General features: G+C 38.9%; 13 protein-coding genes. 7 read left to right on the forward strand and 6 right to left on the reverse strand.

Going from position 1 to position 17,917, the window contains the following annotated elements; all coding sequences use genetic code 11:
- Positions 1–110: 110 nt before the first annotated feature.
- From MWU78_RS05980 to MWU78_RS05990, 3 genes are read left to right on the forward strand one after another with little or no spacing between them, the layout of a single operon-like run.
- Complete coding sequence (locus MWU78_RS05980) at positions 111–1,334, forward strand: 6-phosphofructokinase (protein WP_246995918.1); 1,224 nt, start codon at positions 111–113, stop codon at positions 1,332–1,334.
- Positions 1,335–1,341: 7 nt separating this feature from the next.
- Positions 1,342–2,010, forward strand: a complete 669-nt coding sequence (locus MWU78_RS05985) for a bifunctional 4-hydroxy-2-oxoglutarate aldolase/2-dehydro-3-deoxy-phosphogluconate aldolase (RefSeq protein ID WP_246995920.1) — start codon at positions 1,342–1,344, stop codon at positions 2,008–2,010.
- 4 nt (positions 2,011–2,014) lie between these two features.
- Positions 2,015–3,289, forward strand: coding sequence for a divalent metal cation transporter (locus MWU78_RS05990; protein WP_246995922.1), 1,275 nt, complete (start codon positions 2,015–2,017; stop codon positions 3,287–3,289).
- A 16-nt stretch (positions 3,290–3,305) separates the two neighbouring features.
- Here MWU78_RS05990 and MWU78_RS05995 read toward each other — a convergent pair whose 3' ends face one another.
- From MWU78_RS05995 to MWU78_RS06015, 5 genes are all read right to left on the reverse strand, one after another.
- Positions 3,306–4,022, reverse strand: a complete 717-nt coding sequence (locus MWU78_RS05995; protein ID WP_246995924.1) for an SIS domain-containing protein — start codon at positions 4,020–4,022, stop codon at positions 3,306–3,308.
- 412 nt (positions 4,023–4,434) lie between these two features.
- Entirely contained in the window at positions 4,435–4,626 is a 192-nt protein-coding gene (locus MWU78_RS06000; protein ID WP_103440382.1) for a cold shock domain-containing protein, read from the reverse strand.
- A 127-nt stretch (positions 4,627–4,753) separates the two neighbouring features.
- Positions 4,754–5,833: an OmpA family protein gene (locus tag MWU78_RS06005; RefSeq protein WP_246995926.1), complete on the reverse strand. Its 1,080-nt coding sequence runs from the start codon at positions 5,831–5,833 to the stop codon at positions 4,754–4,756.
- 243 nt (positions 5,834–6,076) lie between these two features.
- Positions 6,077–7,828 carry a TonB-dependent receptor gene (locus tag MWU78_RS06010; protein ID WP_246995928.1) on the reverse strand — a complete coding sequence of 584 codons (1,752 nt, stop codon included), beginning with the start codon at positions 7,826–7,828 and terminating at the stop codon, positions 6,077–6,079.
- Positions 7,829–7,853: 25 nt separating this feature from the next.
- Positions 7,854–10,874, reverse strand: coding sequence for a tetratricopeptide repeat protein (locus tag MWU78_RS06015; protein WP_246995930.1), 3,021 nt, complete (start codon positions 10,872–10,874; stop codon positions 7,854–7,856).
- Between the two features lie 147 nt (positions 10,875–11,021).
- Here MWU78_RS06015 and MWU78_RS06020 point away from each other — a divergent pair, with 147 nt between their 5' ends.
- From MWU78_RS06020 to MWU78_RS06035, 4 genes are all read left to right on the forward strand, one after another.
- Positions 11,022–11,705 (forward strand): ATP-binding cassette domain-containing protein, encoded by a 684-nt coding sequence (locus MWU78_RS06020; RefSeq protein ID WP_187581709.1) that lies wholly within the window; start codon positions 11,022–11,024, stop codon positions 11,703–11,705.
- Positions 11,706–11,988: 283 nt separating this feature from the next.
- On the forward strand, positions 11,989–12,471 hold the full coding sequence (locus MWU78_RS06025) for a hypothetical protein (protein WP_246995932.1): 483 nt from the start codon (positions 11,989–11,991) through the stop codon (positions 12,469–12,471).
- 147 nt (positions 12,472–12,618) lie between these two features.
- Positions 12,619–13,656 carry a histidine kinase gene (locus MWU78_RS06030; protein WP_246995934.1) on the forward strand — a complete coding sequence of 346 codons (1,038 nt, stop codon included), beginning with the start codon at positions 12,619–12,621 and terminating at the stop codon, positions 13,654–13,656.
- Positions 13,653–14,414, forward strand: coding sequence for a LytTR family DNA-binding domain-containing protein (locus MWU78_RS06035; RefSeq protein WP_246995936.1), 762 nt, complete (start codon positions 13,653–13,655; stop codon positions 14,412–14,414). Before MWU78_RS06030 ends, MWU78_RS06035 begins: the two co-directional genes overlap by 4 nt.
- Before the next feature lie 188 nt (positions 14,415–14,602).
- On the opposite strand, the gene MWU78_RS06040 is transcribed toward MWU78_RS06035, so the two are convergent.
- The gene (locus MWU78_RS06040) at positions 14,603–17,638 is read right to left on the reverse strand and encodes a ThuA domain-containing protein (RefSeq protein WP_246995938.1); all 3,036 of its coding nucleotides are present in this window, start codon (positions 17,636–17,638) and stop codon (positions 14,603–14,605) included.
- Positions 17,639–17,917: the final 279 nt, after the last annotated feature.

Genomic DNA, 17,917 nt, shown 5'->3' on the forward strand with positions numbered 1-17,917 from the left:
TTTAGCTAACACTTAATTCATTAAACAAATTAAAAAGGGTAGTATCAATTTCAAAAAAATTGTAGGGTGGCAATAGCTCTGTAATTGAAGTGATGTTCCAAAAAACAAAAATGTCCAAAAAAAAATCCATATTAATTATTTGCGGAGGAGGTCCTGCGCCCGGTATCAATGCCGTAATAGGCACTGTGGCAAAGATTTTTCTAAAGGATGGTTATAGGGTAATTGGATTACATGAGGGCTTTAAAGGCATCTTTTCAGAACATCCCAAAATAAAAGAATTCGATTTCCCCCATGCCGATCGAATTTTTAGCAGAGGAGGGTCCACCTTGATCATGAGTCGATTCAAACCCGGCAATGAAAAATTGAATACTACCCTTTTTTCTGAAAATAATGTAAAACTATTGGTGAGTATTGGTGGTGATGACACAGCCTCTACTGCCAATAGAATTACGGGTTATTTGAAGGAAGAAAACATTGTCATATCCAATATTCATGTTCCCAAGACCATAGACAACGATCTTCCATTACCGGACAGGAATCCAACTTTTGGCTTTCATTCCGCAAAGGACGAGGGAGTGCGAATTGGCACTACTACCTATGAAGACGCTCGTACCAGTGAAAACTGGTTCGTTATGTCCACCATGGGAAGGTCTGCAGGACATTTGGCTCTTGGAATTGCAGCTAGCTGTCATTTTCCAATGATGATTATTCCTGAAATGTTCAATAAGACCAATATTACTTTCGATAAGGTAGTCCGAATGATCATCTCCTCGATGGTCAAAAGAAAAATAGAAAATATAAATTATGGCGTTGCCCTAGTAAGTGAAGGCATATTCCATATAATGCCAGATTCTGAAATTAAACATTGCGGAATAAATTTTACATACGACGATCACGGTCATCCCGAATTGGGCAATGTTAGTAAATCCCACATTTTTAACATGCTGGTGCAGCGGAGATTGAAAGAACTGGATATCCAAATTAAAAGTAGGCCCGTTGAACTGGGCTATGAACTCCGATGTTGCCGTCCCATTGGTTTTGACCTAACATTATGTACCCTTTTGGGTCTGGGAGTCAAGAAATTATTCGATGAAGGCCTTAGTGGATGTATTGTTACCGCCAATTCGAGAGGAGAAGTATCACCACTTTTTTTGAAAGACCTTCAGGATAAGGATGGAAAGATAGCACCTAGATTGGTGGATATCGATTCGGAATTTATCCGACTTTGTTTTCAAAATCTACACTATTTGGAGGAAAAAGATTATGACCGCGCAAAGGTTTATTTGGATAATCCCTCGGATTATGATTTCAACAAGATATTAAACAAAGTATAAAAAGCGAATGGCACAATATTCAAGATTAGAAGTAGCAACGGCAATGAAGGAATCAGGTATGGTGCCCTTATTCTACGATCCAGATATAGAACTTGGCAAAAAAGTGTTGCAAGCCTGCTACGACGGTGGTGCCAGGTTGATGGAATTTACCGCACGTGGCGACTTCGCATACGAAGTCTTTTCTGAAATGAACAAATTTGCCATTAAAGAACTGCCGGGCATGATTATGGGAGTTGGTTCAATAACAGATGCTGCCGCGGCATCACTATATATGCAAATGGGTGCCAATTTTATTGTAACCCCTTCCCTAAGGGAGGATATTGCCATTGCCTGCAACCGAAGAAAAGTACTTTGGTCACCGGGCTGCGGTTCACTGACCGAAATTAATACAGCCGAGGAAATGGGTTGCGAAATCGTAAAATTATTTCCTGGATCCACCTACGGCCCCTCTTTTGTAAAGGCCATTAAAGGACCACAACCTTGGACAAGTATTATGCCTACTGGAGGAGTAACTACAGAAGTTTCCAACCTAAAGGGCTGGTTTGATGCCGGCGTAACCTGCGTAGGACTGGGTTCCCAACTTATCAGCAAGGATATATTGAACAAAAAAGATTTTGTAGGATTGGAGAATACCGTTCGCCTCACCTTAGGGTCCATCATAAAATTAAGAAACTAAAGCTATGCCAACTTCGACCAAAAAGAAATCATTACTAAAAAAGATTTTAGCTTTAGTATTGGCCTTTGGTCCTGGAATATTCGCCATTGGATATACTATTGGTACGGGGAGTGTAACCTCAATGATCGTTGCAGGAAGCACTTACGGTATGCAATTGTTATGGGTTTTGCTATTAAGTTGTGTGTTCTCAGGAATCTTGATGTTTGCATATGGCAATTTTGCACTGGTTACCGGGGAAACAGCCTTGTACGCTTTTAAGAAGCACCTGAAATGGGGCAAGATTATTGCCATAATGATTATTATAGGAATCTCTTTTGGACAATGGAATTCCTTAATGGGTATTTTAGGGATTTCTGCGAACATTATCTTTGAGATATTCCTAATCTATTTTCCCAATTTACAAGGCTATCAATATGAGGCAGTTTTATTAATTGCTATTGTGGTCATTATAGTCATGTATGGATTCCTCTTAGTGGGAAAATATGCCTTCTTTGAAAAGATATTGGTGATTTTCGTTACCATTATGGGACTTTCCTTTTTTATATCACTTTTTATGGTCTACCCCTTGCCTATTGAGGTTGCTAAAGGGTTAATACCGTCCATCCCCGAGGTGGAAGGTGGTAAAATGATGGTAGCCGCCTTTGTGGGTACCACCATGGCCGCTGCTACTTTTTTATCCAGACCGTTATTTGTTAAGGGTAAAGGATGGAATATCAACAACCTTAAGCAACAAAAAAAGGATTCGATAATAGCCGCCTGTCTGGTCTTCGTCATTAGTGCATCGGTTATGGCCGTAGCCAGTGGCGCCCTATTTCATCAAGGTCAACCGGTCACTAAAGTATTGGATATGGTAAATACCTTGGAACCCGTCGCAGGAAAATTCGCGTTGACACTGTTTTTCTTCGGAACCTTAAGTGCTGGTCTGTCCTCTATATTTCCCTGCCTATTGATCGCCCCCATCCTATTGGCCGATTACCAGTCCGGGGAATTGGACACCAGTTCCAAACAATTTAAGATAATTACGGCCGTTGCATGTCTTTTTGCCCTAATTGTCCCTGTTTTTGGAGCCAATCCAATAGAAATGCAGATTTTATCCCAAGTATTTAATGTATTTGTACTGCCCTTGGTAATACTAGGGATTATTTTACTGATCAATAACAAAAAGCTAATGGGCCAATACAAAGCCAATAACTTCTTAAATATAGGATTATATGCTGCTTTTCTTTTTTCAATTATAATTTCCTACAATGGAATTGTAGCCCTTTTGGACTTCTTTTAGAAACCCCAATTGAATGTTAAAGGTGTTTAACCCGAGATTCATATTTTTGATAGAGTGCTTCATTGTCCGCCTCATCTATGTTCTGACTTTGAAAAACAGCGACATCCACACCTTTGTCCAGATTAATTTTTATGGCTTCGGTTGAAATAATATTGACAATGATCATTCCAAGTACGGATGAAGCCGGACCGATCAGAAGATCTTTAGTTGAAATAACCCCATCCCCTGACGGAACACAATTATCAATAACCAAATCTGCGATCTGATACAGTTTCTTTCCACTTTCATGCCTAGAAGCATACTTTCTAGATTGTTCCAAAGAAGTGATCGCTATCGTCCTTAAACCTTTCTTCTTGGCCTTCATGGCCATCTCCAATGGCAGTGCATTTCTACCAGAGTTTGATACAACGATCAATACGTCTCCCCTATTAAATTGATATTTGTTCCAAAGAATTTGGGCAAGACCACTTACTTGCTCCATTTCTGCAGATCTCCTTGCCCCGCTTGCCATAAGTACCATGTCGTCCATAATGGCATTTACATTGGCCAGATTGGACGCTCTACCGAACATTTCCATGCCAATCATTTGGGAATGACCAGTACCGATAGTGTGAATTATGCCATCGTTCTCAATAACCTTCGCTACCATTTTTGAGGCAGTGACCAATTGATTCTGTTGATCAACAGACATTTTGTCTATCAGTAATTTTATTTTATCCAAATATTCAAACATAGGAACAATTACATTTAGTTAATAAAGGAAACCAAACGTATTAATATTGGGATGTGCCAGTACGTCTACCAATGTTTCCAAAATCCAATATAAAGAATAAAAACATAGCCACCCGAAGGTATAAAGGATATAGTCACATCAGCACATCGCGGAGCAACAATTTCCAACTTCATAACTTAATAAATGGCATTAAAACCTAAACCCAATACTGGACTCCTATAAGGGACGTACCCGAAGCTCGGCGCATTAAACCGTCAAGATCTGGGTATTAAACCGAAAACCACGTCAAAAGGCGGGGTTCGTTCGACTATCCTATTCCAATGCGCCTGCGGCTTTTGAAATACGGGTCTCACGAATAAAAAAAGCCTATCGTCTGATAGGCTTTGGGTCTTAAGAAATGAAAAAGTATTTATTAAATAACTTTAACGTTTACTGCGTTTAATCCTTTTTTTCCTTCTTTAAGTTCAAACTCAACTTCGTCGCCTTCGCGAACTTCGTCGATTAAACCAGAGATGTGTACAAAATGTTCTTTGTTAGAACCTTCTTCCGTGATGAACCCAAATCCTTTGGCATCGTTGAAAAATTTTACTGTTCCTCTACTCATTACTAAAATTTAAATTAATTACTAATTATAAATCAAATATAGTTCCAAAAGTTTGAACCACAATCATTTAAAGCCAAGAATTTTAACAAGAAACTAAAAAAAATTCGCCCACCCTTTAAAATACTCACTATTCAAGGGTTTTGGAGATTATAAATTCCACCCTCCTATTTTGCGCCCTTCCCCCCTCATCAACATTATTTCCAAGTGGTCTGGCAGCTCCAAAACCTTTCCAAGTAATTCTTTTGCTTGCCAAACCCAACTGGATCAACCTATTGGCAACAGCAGTTGCACGTTTATTGGAAAGTTCCATATTGTAGGAATTGGTGCCCAAACTATCAGTATATCCATTGATAACGATCTGCAAAGTACTATCGGATTGCAAATAATTGAATACGCGCTTTATCTCCTGTGCGCCATTATTCCCGAGTTCAAACTCATCAAAATTGAAAAATACGTTCTCAAAAACATGGGCCTCGTCCAAGGCATAGGACTGGATGCCCTCGCCAACATATATCATATCCAAGTAATAATAGGCCCCCTTCACATTTTTTTCCTTCACCAATTTCTGTCGCCTTGTAGAGGCATTGTCCTTAAAATTACCAACCGTAATAAACTGCTCACCACCATTGGCAACAAAGGTAGTGGACACTTTGGTCCAAGAAATCTCATCGATAATGAATTGGTCGCCCAAAATCTCAATAAAGGTAAAATTGTTGCCCTCAATTTTAGAAAGTTGCCATTTGGAGAGTCCCTTCTTTATTTTGATCTCCAATGGTTTGGCAGACAATAAAATATCAAAATCACGTACGGCATAGTCAGAATTCTCGGCCAAATTAATATAAAAGGAAAGCGTATAGGTAAGATCTTTTTGCAAAGGATGCCTTAGTTCACCTTGTATATATTCCCGATAATCTTCAGGGGCGTACATATAAAAGCCCAAATAACCCTCCCCAAATTTTCCCATCTGTTTTCCCATGAAATTGTTGGGTACCCCCATACTAAGACTACAGGCATTAAAATAATCGGTGCTACCGAGAGTGGGTACGGACCAATATTTAAGGTCTTGCCCAAAATTCCCTAAACGATCTGGGCATTCCAAAAAAGATTCAAAACTGGGGTTTTCCACCAAATTTTGGGACATAAGAATCAGGGCGCAGCCCATGCACACAACATTTAAAAATCGTTTTATGGTAATGGCGAGAACCATTAAATATGTTTAAGTACCTCTAAAGTAGCAAATAAAGGGAATGCAACATTAAACAAGACCTGCCAATTCGTTGTAGTACAATAAATATTGACTAGGCTATACTGATAATAAAAATACCTTACTGCCTTTTACCTTCCCAAAAAGGAGGCAGAAAGGCAGAAGGTACATTTACGGCGACCACAATATACCACGGGGTTTTTGGCAAATCATGACCAACCGCTAATTCCAAGTATCATTTTTATACTAAAGATCAAACTTGTACGTGGCTCCGGCCAATACCTGAAAACCTTGTACCCGATAATTGTTCCAACGCATATAGTTCTGGTTGGCTATATTATTGGCCTTTGCAAACACGGATAATTGATTATTTACCCGATAGCCTATATGTGCATTGGCATCAAAATAGCTGTCCAAAGTCTTCGCCTCCATGGTAAAATTTTCTGGCAGGGTTCCAGGAGACGCCACAGTGTATAGATCATCGCGTTCCCCTACGTAAAATAGATTGGCACCCAAGAACCACTTCTCCCCTATTTGATAATCCATAAAAGTGGAAGCGGTAAGACCGGGCAGGTTCCATGCTGGATTATCGGTTTCTGTATCGTAATCGTTCACTTGCACATTAATACCCAAGCTAAAATTACGATTTACATCTACATTTAATTCCCCAAAAACTCCCAATGTTTTAACATCATCATAAAACACCTGAAAACTATTTCCATAGAAATAGCCTTTATCATCGGTCCTGGAGGTATTTTCAGGATTTAGTATAAAGAGTGGTTTTCTATTCTCGGCCGTATAAGACCCTTTTAAGTTATAGCTAAGGTTGGGCAATAATTGTCCCTTTAAACCTATGTAAGCATCGTACTGTTGGTCCGTGGGCTGAATGTCCAAGGTAGGGGAAACATATGGGTTCTCTTCCACAAAGCCATAGAACGAGTTTTGCTTCAACTCCCCTTCTACCCCTCCATAGGCAATGGCCACCTCATCCAATAAACGATAGGATGCCGTTATAGTAGGATAAATATAAAAATTACCCTCACTATTTTCCAAATCCATACCATACACCAAATTCACACCAAGATTAAGCGAAAGATCATCCCCTAAGATATTTATATTGGGATTTATCCCCGCCTGTAAATGGGAATAATCTATGCCAGGAATATTGGAATCATTGGCAACCTGTCCATTTTTAAACTTGCCGCCCAAATAATCCACTTTAGCCTTGAGGGTCAATAATTCATCTCCCAAAGGAAATTCGAAGGCCGGCTTTAAAACTGCTCTGTTTTCACCTGATTTGGTTGCATCCCAAAACCGTCTCACCACTAAATTGACGCTCTTAAAAAAAGAATCTTCCACTTCCACAAAACCACCTGCAAATACATTAAAATAGTTCTGCTTTTCATCAATGCCGTTCACCGTTTCCTCTGTGTAATATCCATTGGGAATTCCGTACCAATTATATAATTGATGCTGCGCCCCAATATTGGCTCCCCAACTTAAGTCCCTATCCTTTTTGGTGTAGTTGGCATCCAATTTGGTATTGTAAAATACATTATCCAAAGCAGTACCGGCAATTTCCCCCCTAGAGGAATGGTGATTAAGGCTTAGATCCAATCGCTCATCCCTATTCAGGGCACTACTGGTATAAAAATCCACCAAGGCATTATTAAAATTGCCCAAGCCTACGGATGCATAGGAATTATATATTTTTTCCGGTGGAGTCTTTTTTACCCCTGAAGCCTTACCCTTGGCAGGCGTAAAGGTAGATACCACTGGGACTGAAAATATACTGTAATTAATAGGTTTCTTTTGTAGAACGATGGAATCGTTCAAGGTGGGCATCGATTTCACCTTAAAAGCATCTGAAATGGTAGGCGCATAGGCCTTTACCACTGTCACCGTTTCCGTACCTATGTCTTTTTTATCGTCCTGTGCCAATCCGATTTGAAATAAACCAGTAATGGCAACTATGGAAATTTTTATGTGCTTGTGCATATATTGTTCTTTTTGCAAGGAATTTTTAATTTCCATCTGTACTAATGGAGGAATTACTTTGGGCTTCTTTGGCCTTAATTATGGATGACTCTTGTTTGGCTTGGGCCACAATAGTTGGAAAATCACCAAAATTGGCAATAACGCTATCCAAAATATAGGTTGCTTGGAATGCATCTCCCAAGGCGTAGAAATTTTTGGCCATAACGATCAATCCCCTTGCGCTCCATTCCTTATATCCGGCATAATCCTTTGCCAATTTTTGAACTGAAGCATTGGATGCCTCGTAATTTTGGGCCTTATTCTTAAAATAGGCATCATAATAAAGTGCTTCTGCCGCCAAATCTCCCGTAGCAATCTTCAACACTTCCGCATACGCCTTTTCCGCCCTGTTTTCATCATTGGTCTTAATGGACGATCTTGCTATCATTATTTGCGCATCACTTTTTATACGGTTGTCTATTTTGGAATTAGACAACACTTTTCCGGCATACGCAATGGTCTTGCCATAGTCTGACTGCTCATAATAGCCTTTCATTAAATTGGACTGGGCAAAAGTGATGTTCTGCTGAATTTCAGCCTTGGACTCCAATTGTTCCAAATAAGGAATGGCAGTAACATAATCATTCTTGCCTACATAAATCTCACACACCCTTGTAAGGGCCTGTTCGGCATATTCATTGATTCCTCTACTTGCTACATTTTTAAAATAGGGCAAGGCTTTATCCTTTTGGCCCTTTCCAAAATACAATTGTGCCAAATTAAAATTGGCCTTCAATGTATTTAAACCGTTTGGAAATTGTTTAATATAGGTTTCATAACCCTTAATGGCAGCATCCTGGTTACCTTCTATATATTGTTTGTCCGCAGATTCAAAAGTGGCATTGTCCAATTCGGTATCCGTCACCTCCACAAAGTCAAGCCCTTTTACCCACTGGGCATATTCATTTACCCTTCCTAAATCCACATAAATAAGTTTAGCGGTAGTTACGGCCTGAAGCGCTTCCTGTGTATTGGGATGGTCCCTGACAACCGTTTTAAACTTGGACAAAGCCTGTTCGTTTCTATTGGCATTATAATGCACCAACCCCTGACGTAACATAGCTTGCGGTACCAAAGAACTTCCTCTGTAATCCCCTATCAATTGATCGTAAAGTTGCAACCCTCTTTCCGTGTTATTGGCTCTCACATAGGAATTGGCCAACTCAAACAGAGCATCATCCTTAAGGGTCGAGTTGGGATATCTGGATACAAAATTGGAAAGTTCCTCAATCTTCGTGGCACTCCTGTCCACAAATCCATAGCTTAATGCTTTTTGGTATGCGGCATAGTCACTCTCCGGTATATTCCTGGCTATTGCCTTATTATAAGTTTCTATAGCAGGCCAATACTTACTGCTAACAAAATAACTATCCCCTAAACGCAGGTAGGTATCATTCAATTTTACCCCATCGTTGCTGGTCTCCGCATAACTGGAAAATGCTGCTATGGCATTGGAATAATTTCTTAACTTGAAATAGGTATATGCCAAATTATAATCTAAATCCTTGTATTCAGGGGTAGATTTGGCACTTGGAATGGATTTAAATTGAAGGTATCCCGCCAAGGCATCATCAAAATGATTCATATTATAGTCAGATTCGGCCTTCCAGTAGCTTGACCTGGCCTTGAAGTATTGGTCTTCCGCATTGTCCAAAGATTTTTTGAATACGACGGAAGCTTGCTCAAAGTTCAGCTCCAAAAATAATTCCACTCCCCTATAAAACGCCACCTTTTGATACGTAGCCTTACTGGCAAAATTTTTGTTTTTTTCCAAAAGGTCCATCGCCCCGGCAAAATTCTTTGAGGTAATATAAGAATCTACCAACAGCTCCTGCATTTCTGCTTTATGGGCATCATTGGGATATTTTTCCAGATAAGTAGTTAAAACTTTTGGAACGGGCTCATAAGCATTCCCAATTTCATAGCTCAATCGGGCATAATTTAGGTAGGCATCCTTTTGAATTTCAGGGTTAAAATCCATTTGGGATGCATTTCTAAAGGCATTCAAAGCTTCCTGTTTCTTATCCAATTTTAGATAACATTCCGCCAAATGATAATATGCATTTTGCGAAACATCATTACTCCCATCAATTATCTTATTGAATTGTTGTATCCCATTTGCATAGTCGCCTTGCATATAATAGGAATAGCCAAGCAGATAATAATCTGTATTGCTCCATTTTCCTCTTTTACCTTTGTATTCGTTTAAATAAGGTATGGCATTGGCGTATTGTTTTAGATTGAAATAACTCTCGCCAATAATTTTATTAAGCTCGGAGACCTCATAACGATCAGATTTTGGCAATTGTTTTTTTGCCAGGGCGATAGCCTCTTCAAACTTGCCCAATTTAAAATTCATATCTGCCTGATAATAGGACAGTTTCTCTTCCAACAATTCTTGATCCGCTATCTGATCAAAACGTTGATTGGCCTGTGCATAATCGTCTTGTTGATATGCAATATATCCCAAGTAATATTTTGCTTGGGAACCATATGTGGGCGAGGTGGTGACCTGATTTAGATAACGCTCGGCATCTTTAGGTTTGTTGGATGAAAATAAGGCATATCCATTATTAAAATTGAAGCGTTCCTTATCCTTTCTGGACATGGAACTCTGATCTACCTTGGCATACCATTTTAAGGCATAGGGATATTTACTGGTTTCAAAATAATAATCCGCCACATCCAGGTAGGCGGAATTGCGCTTGGTGGAGGTAGGGTACTTTTCTACAAAATCCTCCATTAACCTGTCGGCCCCCAACTGATTTAGGCGAATAGCCGCTGTAGCGGCATAATAAGCACTGTTGGCCTGGGTTTCTTCATCCCTGGTATTGTTTTTTACCTTGTCAAAGATTGTCTGAGCTGCTTGATACTGTTTGTTGTTATACAAGGCCAAAGCTTCTTGGTAGTCCTTCTGGTCAAAAGTATAAATTTTAGATTCTTGGGCATTTGCATAAAACAAAGACCCAAAAAAACACAGTATTACAGCGGTTTTTTTTCTTAGCATAATGTTCTCTAGAAGTTAAGAATTACCGTAATTAAATTATATAACGATAAATATTGTCCTCAAGTATATGATAAAGAAAAAGATTTTTTAAGAAGATTTGATTTATTTCCATAGGAACTTATTACATTTATATCAACATTAAAAACTATGAGCGAAAGCATATTGCAGCTGAAGGATGTAGCCGTATTTCAGGGAGAAAATTTAGTATTGAACGATATAAGCCTCGAAATAAAAAAAGGAGAGTTCGTGTACCTTATCGGGAAAACGGGCAGTGGAAAAAGTAGCTTTATGAAAACCTTATATGGCGACCTCCCGTTAAAACAGGGAACAGGCCACATTGTAGATTTCGACCTTACCACTTTAAAGGAAAAGGAGATTCCGTATTTGAGAAGAAAACTAGGCGTTGTTTTCCAGGATTTTAAATTATTACCTGACCGTAATGTCAACAACAACCTTCTTTTTGTGCTAAAAGCAACTGGTTGGAAAGACCGTAGCGAAATGAACGCCAAGATCGAAGATGTCTTGGATAAGGTTGGCATGAAAACCAAAGGCTTTAAATTTCCCCATGAACTTTCTGGCGGGGAACAACAGCGTATTGCCATTGCACGAGCCCTGTTGAATGATCCTGATCTAATACTGGCGGACGAGCCTACAGGAAATCTAGACCCTCAGACGAGCGTAGAAGTTATGAAAGTGCTGCAGGACATCAACAAAACAGGAAGGACCATCCTTATGGCCACCCACGACTACGCCCTTATTCTTAAATATCCATCAAAGACATTAAAGTGCGATGGCAATAAGGTTTTTGAAGTCATACAACGGGCAGTGTAAATATTAAAAAAGAAAATCCCCTAGTCTAGCTAGACCCACCATATCCTTCATCAAGCTGACCTTAAACAACTGGCCACCTTATTGGCTTAACTAGTTGCGCATAAGCCATACTACACCAATTTTATTACTTTATTTTCCAAATCCCGTTCGTTTCAGTTAAATCCAAAGTCGCTTCACCCACCATTTTGTCCACTTCACTTAATATCCACCTAAAAGTCACTAATACGCCCATTATCTTTGTACCAGAAATAAAATGCAAATCAAAATATTAAAATTATATATCATGAAAAACACAGCTTTACTATTAAGTACCATACTAGTATCTCTTTCATTATTCTCATTTTCAGGGAAGGACAAATGTCTAAAATCTGATGACATTAACTGTTATATTGAATCCCACAACCCTTTTGCCGAAGGATTGCTTATGGATGAAGAAGTAAGAAATTTAAGCTTGGATCAAATTAACCTTATTGAAAATGAGGAAGAAATTAATTTAGGATTCAATACGGCAACCTACCTCCCCATTGGATTCGATGCTTACGCTGGAATGGAATTGGACCTTGACAGTATTATTGTTGAGGAATTGGAGGAAGAAGTTGTTTTGGATTTTGATCCGGCAAAATATCTTCCCATTGGCTTTAATGCATATGACGGTATGGAACTGAACCTAAACGACATTGTAATAGAAGAAATGGAAGAGGAAATTAATCTTGGTTTTGAGGTTATGAACTATCTTCCTAAAGGATTTAACCCCTTCTCTAAATAAAGAACAGCTTAATAAATCGACTATATCTAAGCCCTTGGCATTTCCAAGGGCTTATTTTTTATAAGATTGTTAGATCAATCAAATTCCATATACGGAACTATGATAGAGATAAATAAAGAACTATATTTAAAAATTAACTAGGTTAAAATGGATAGTCCAAAACAGGTAAAGCAGCTCGAAATAATAAAAATCGCCCTACTGATTGCCGTTTTAGTGACCCTTCCACTCACCATATCACTTTTCAGGTCAACCGGTTTTAATAAAGAGATTTTTTCCAGTGAGTTGTTCGTAGATCTAGACTTAAAATTCTGGTTTTTCTTCCTTTTTTCGTGGTCTGCACTGCAGTTCAATACTAATTTTATTTATCGCATCCCTAGAAAGAACCGCTTGGTGGATTGGGGATTGAGGCTCGTGGGCAATATTGGAATTCTAGTGGCCACTATTGCTATCCTAAATTTAGTATACCCTATTTTTATTGAAAAGGACGTTTCTAACAGGGAAGAGGATTTTCAAGATTTTATATTCATCGTTGTCCTCATCATCATACTTTTTATCTCCAGAATTTTAAGGCTAAAAATTATTCAGGGTGAAAGTATTCTGGAAAATGAACACTTAAAACAACAAAACCTACAAAATGAACTTTCTGCCCTAAAGAATCAAATCAACCCTCATTTTCTTTTCAACTCCCTAAATACACTCAATTCCCTTATACGAGACAATAAGGAGGCTACCATGTTTGTTAAAAAGCTTTCCTTTATGTACCGTTATATATTGCAAAGCGGGGATAGAGATCTGGTCTTTTTAAAAGAGGAACTTAAATTCCTGGAAAGCTATACCTATTTAATAAAAACAAGATACAGGAACCGTTTTCAAATTGATATCGCCATTGACGAAAAATATCTTGACAGAAAAATCCCACCATTGGCATTACAGTTATTGGTAGAAAATGCGGTAAAACATAACGAGATTTCAGAAACACATCCATTAAAAGTTCAAATTTACTCACAGGGCGAATGCATTTATGTGGAAAACAAAGTACGTGCGCGGACTACATTGGCAGAAGGTACCGGTACCGGACTTTTAAATCTGTACAAACGTTATTACATGATAAGAAAGCAGCAAATTATTGTTGATAAACAAAATGACATATTCCGTGTAATGTTACCTTTGAACAAAATGACATGAAAGTAGTTATTGTAGAAGATGAATTGGCGGCAAGTGAAAATCTTGTCTATATGCTAAAAAACTTGGAGGATACCATTGAGGTATTGGCAGTTCTTGACTCGGTAAAAACCTCAGTCGATTATTTTTCCCGAAATCAGGGGGCCGACCTAGTTTTTATGGATATACACCTGGCCGATGGGTTGTCATTTGAAATTTTTGACGCCATTAAAATTGATGCTCCCATAATCTTTACTACCGCTTATGACCAATATGCCTTAAAAGCTTTCAAACTTAATAGCATCGATTATTTATTGAAACCCATAGATGAGGATGAGTTGGAAGAAAGTCTAATTCAATTTAAAGAGCAGAAAAAAGGTAAGGGCCTTATTTCTAATCAAGTCGAGGGATTACTGCATTTATTAAAAGACCAGAAAAAAGGCTACAAATCAATGTATTTGGTCCATCACAGAGATGAATTGATACCATTAAAGACAGACAAAATTGCCTACCTATATATTGATAATGGCATCGTTAAAGCGGTTACCAAGGATAAACAAACGTATATCATAGAACAAAAATTAGAAGATATTGAAAATGACCTTGACCCTGACATTTTTTACCGCCTTAACCGCCAATTTATTGTTCAAAGAGATGCTATTTCTGGCATAAAGCAATATTTCAATGGAAAACTTATCGTAAACGTAATGCCAGTGCATGGAGAGCGAGTAGTAGTCAGCAAGGCCAAAGCCGCCGAATTTAAAAACTGGATGAATAACTGACCCGAAAGATAAAATGGCAATTATGACTCATTATTCGGACCCATTTACCCATTAAAGGCTTTAGATATCAACCTGGAGGATCGTAAAAAAAATCAATCCACCAGATAGCATCCAATTTCACAAAACTTACCCTTTAGGGTTGCCACTTTTACAACTATCCCAATAAGGTAATTCACCAAAAAAAACCTTTACTTGGTTCCTTCATTGTCAGCATTGGCGTCTCTTTGCAATACTACCGATTTAGACCCCGTTAACGGTTTAACATTGTTTTCCCCATTATCTGTATAACTGGCCGTAATCACCATTACGGTAGCGCCCTTAGTAGGATTTGGAATTATGCTTCCCGCTGCAGGCAAGGATTTCTTTTTAACGGCCGTACTTGCTAGAGACTGGATATACAGACCTATCTGTCTTGATTCATCCTTTGTCATGTTGGGATGTGCAGGCATGGTTACTTCTCCCCAAACACCACTACCTCCTGCAATAATTTTGCCCTGCAGATAGCTTAGCCCCTTTTTATCATTTTTATACTTTTCAGCGATATCGCGGTACATGGGTCCAACTGATTTTTCCTTTTCCTTATGGCAGGTTTTACAGTCCAATGCCAATGTTAAGGCTTTTCCGGTAACGGCCGCCGAAACTTCTTGATGTCCCAAAGAAAGCGAGGCCTCATCCATGCCTTCCAGATAATCTATAGAAACAAAAATATTGTCCCCATCAATCACGGAACCATCTGGATCGGTCACGGAAACTTTATAGTTCAAAGCCACCCCTGGCATAAAAAAAGATGAATTTCCTCCATTGATTTCTATAGACACTTCCGGTCTGGAATTACCGGCCACTATGTTAAGCACTTGGCTTTTAGCCGAAGCCTCCTTGATATCCAAAACAGTGGCGGACATAATATAATCCCCTACATTTTCATAGGTGTAGGTAATATCTGGGGTAGTAGTTTCCTTGGTTTCACCATTCCCAAAATCCCACACATAGGTCATGTTATCCTGCTCCCTATCCCTTGCCTCTACTTTTGCAGTAATGGTCAAAGGAAGTTTTCCAGATGTTTTATCAACAGTAATATTTTCTATCAACGGAGGCCTATTGCCCGCATTGTATTCTATATAACTCAAAGCAGAATCATCATTTTTAGAAAACCAACCGCTACCGTACTCCAATAGATACACCCTACCATCAGGACCAACTTCCATATCTATAAGGTTATTTACATTAATATGATCCGCAAATGGTTCCATCTTATTGAATTCCCCATTGGGAAATAAGCTAACGGCCATCATCCAGCCACGTATCCAATCATAAACCAACACTTTACCATCGTAATACTCTGGTAGGGCATTAGGACCATTATAGAGATCAGAATAATACACAGGTCCCGCCATAGCGTTTCTGCCTCCAGTACCTGTTTGCGGGAATTCCTGAGATGCTACATATGGATAAAAACCGTATGCCGGTATAGCCTTAGGAAGTTCCCTTAGCCCTGTATTATTTTTTGAATCGTTGATAGGCTTTTCGGGATCAAAGGCTTCACCACTTTCCCCGGTAGCATAATCATAGTCGCGATAGGGCTTATTGTCTGCAACGAATAACGGCCAACCAAAATTTCCAGCTTCCCTGGCCTGATTCATTTCATCATAACCTCTGGGACCTCTAGTATCCAAACTATCTGCCCTAGCGTCTGGCCCCACATCTCCCCAATATACATAACCTCTTTTGGGATCTACCGAAATCCTATATGGATTACGATGACCCATAGTAAATATTTCAGGTCTGGTCTTGGCAGTTCCTTCAGGGAATAAATTACCTTCAGGAATACTATAACTTCCATGCTCTTTTACCTTAATCCGCAATATTTTTCCTCTCAGATCATTGGTATTTCCAGAAGATCGACGGGCATCGTATTGTTCTTTTCCTGGTAAGTCGTTTAAAGGAGCAAAACCACTATTCACGTATTTCACCCCTTTTTCACTGAATGGAGTGGAATTATCCCCTGTAGACAAATACAACATGTTATCAGGACCAAAAGCTATGGACCCACCTGTATGGCAACATATTTCACGCTGACTATCCACCTCAAGAATGATTTGTTCGGTAGTGGTATCCAAAACATCGTTCTCAAATTTAAACCTGGACAAACGGTTCACCCACTTATCGCCTGTTGGACTGTAGTACAAATAAATCCAATGGTTGGCCTCAAAATCTGGATCTTTCTGTAAGCCCATTAGTCCTTCCTCCGCATTTGCATTTGCACTCAATGTTTTGTTATAAACATCCAAAAATCCCACCTGGGACAATTCTTTTGTAGCTGCTTTGTACAACATTATCTCGCCCCTTCGTTGGGAGATCAAAATATCATTATTGGGTAAAACGGCCATTTCCGTAGGCTCAAAAAAGTCGCCATATTTCAAAGAAACTTTGGTAAAGCGATCGGTATCCGGAGGAATCTGAGTAGTAACCTTTGTATAATCCAGGATTTCATTCTTCCCTATGGCATATTGAATACCTCCCAATAGATGTTTTAAATACAACTCTTCGGAAAAACTTTCCTCAGTGTGGCCCAAGGCGGTATAAAAGGAACGACCGCCGTCGTATTCGTGATACCAGCTCATAGGGTGATGATCTCCGTTAATACCCCCTTCATAGCTCTTTTCGTCAACGGTCATCAAAACCTTTACCTCAGGGTTTATTTTCTTAAAATTATAGAGTTCATCACTACGGTGCCAGATAGAATCGGTAAACATGCTGGTAGCACCAAAAGTGTTGTCCTTAATAATAAAATCCGCAGCCGGTGTACCTGCAGGATGACTGGCAAAGTAGGCCCCTACCAATCTTCCATACCAATTCCAATCATATTCGGTATCAGTTGCGGCATGTACCCCAACAAAACCTCCACCTGCCTGAATATACCTTTCAAAAGCGGCCTCTTGTTTGGCATCCAATATATTGCCTGTGGTACTCAAAAATACTATTGAAGAATATTTTTTTAAGTCGTCATCATTAAAGACATCGGCATTTTTCGTCGTATCTACACCAATATTGTTTTCCTTTCCCAACTTTTGAATTGCTTCCAATCCTTTGGGTATGGAAGCATGCTTAAAGCCCATAGTCTTAGAAAAGACCAAAATTCGGGGTTCGCCTTCCCTTTTTTTGCTATCACAAGAATTCAAGAATATTATAAAAACGCCAAGGACAAGGGCAATGTAATTTTTCATCAATAAGTTATTAAAATGATTATTTGGATCTAACGGAGAAGCTTAAATTATACATAACAGGATTAGAAGTCGAAATATAAAAAGGACATAGCTCTTTTTTTAAATAATAAACAATTGGTCATGCCCTAATTTTTGAATTTCTCAAATATAGCATTTATTTAATATTATTGCATCTACACTTTTAATTATTGAAATGATTTCATTTTCCCCATTCCCAATATCACTTTCAAAACTCCTCCCCTCCACAAAAATTATTTTATACCTTTAAGCAACCAACTA

The organism is Arenibacter sp. F26102 (assembly GCF_023015865.1).
Taxonomy (GTDB): Bacteria; Bacteroidota; Bacteroidia; order Flavobacteriales; family Flavobacteriaceae; genus Arenibacter.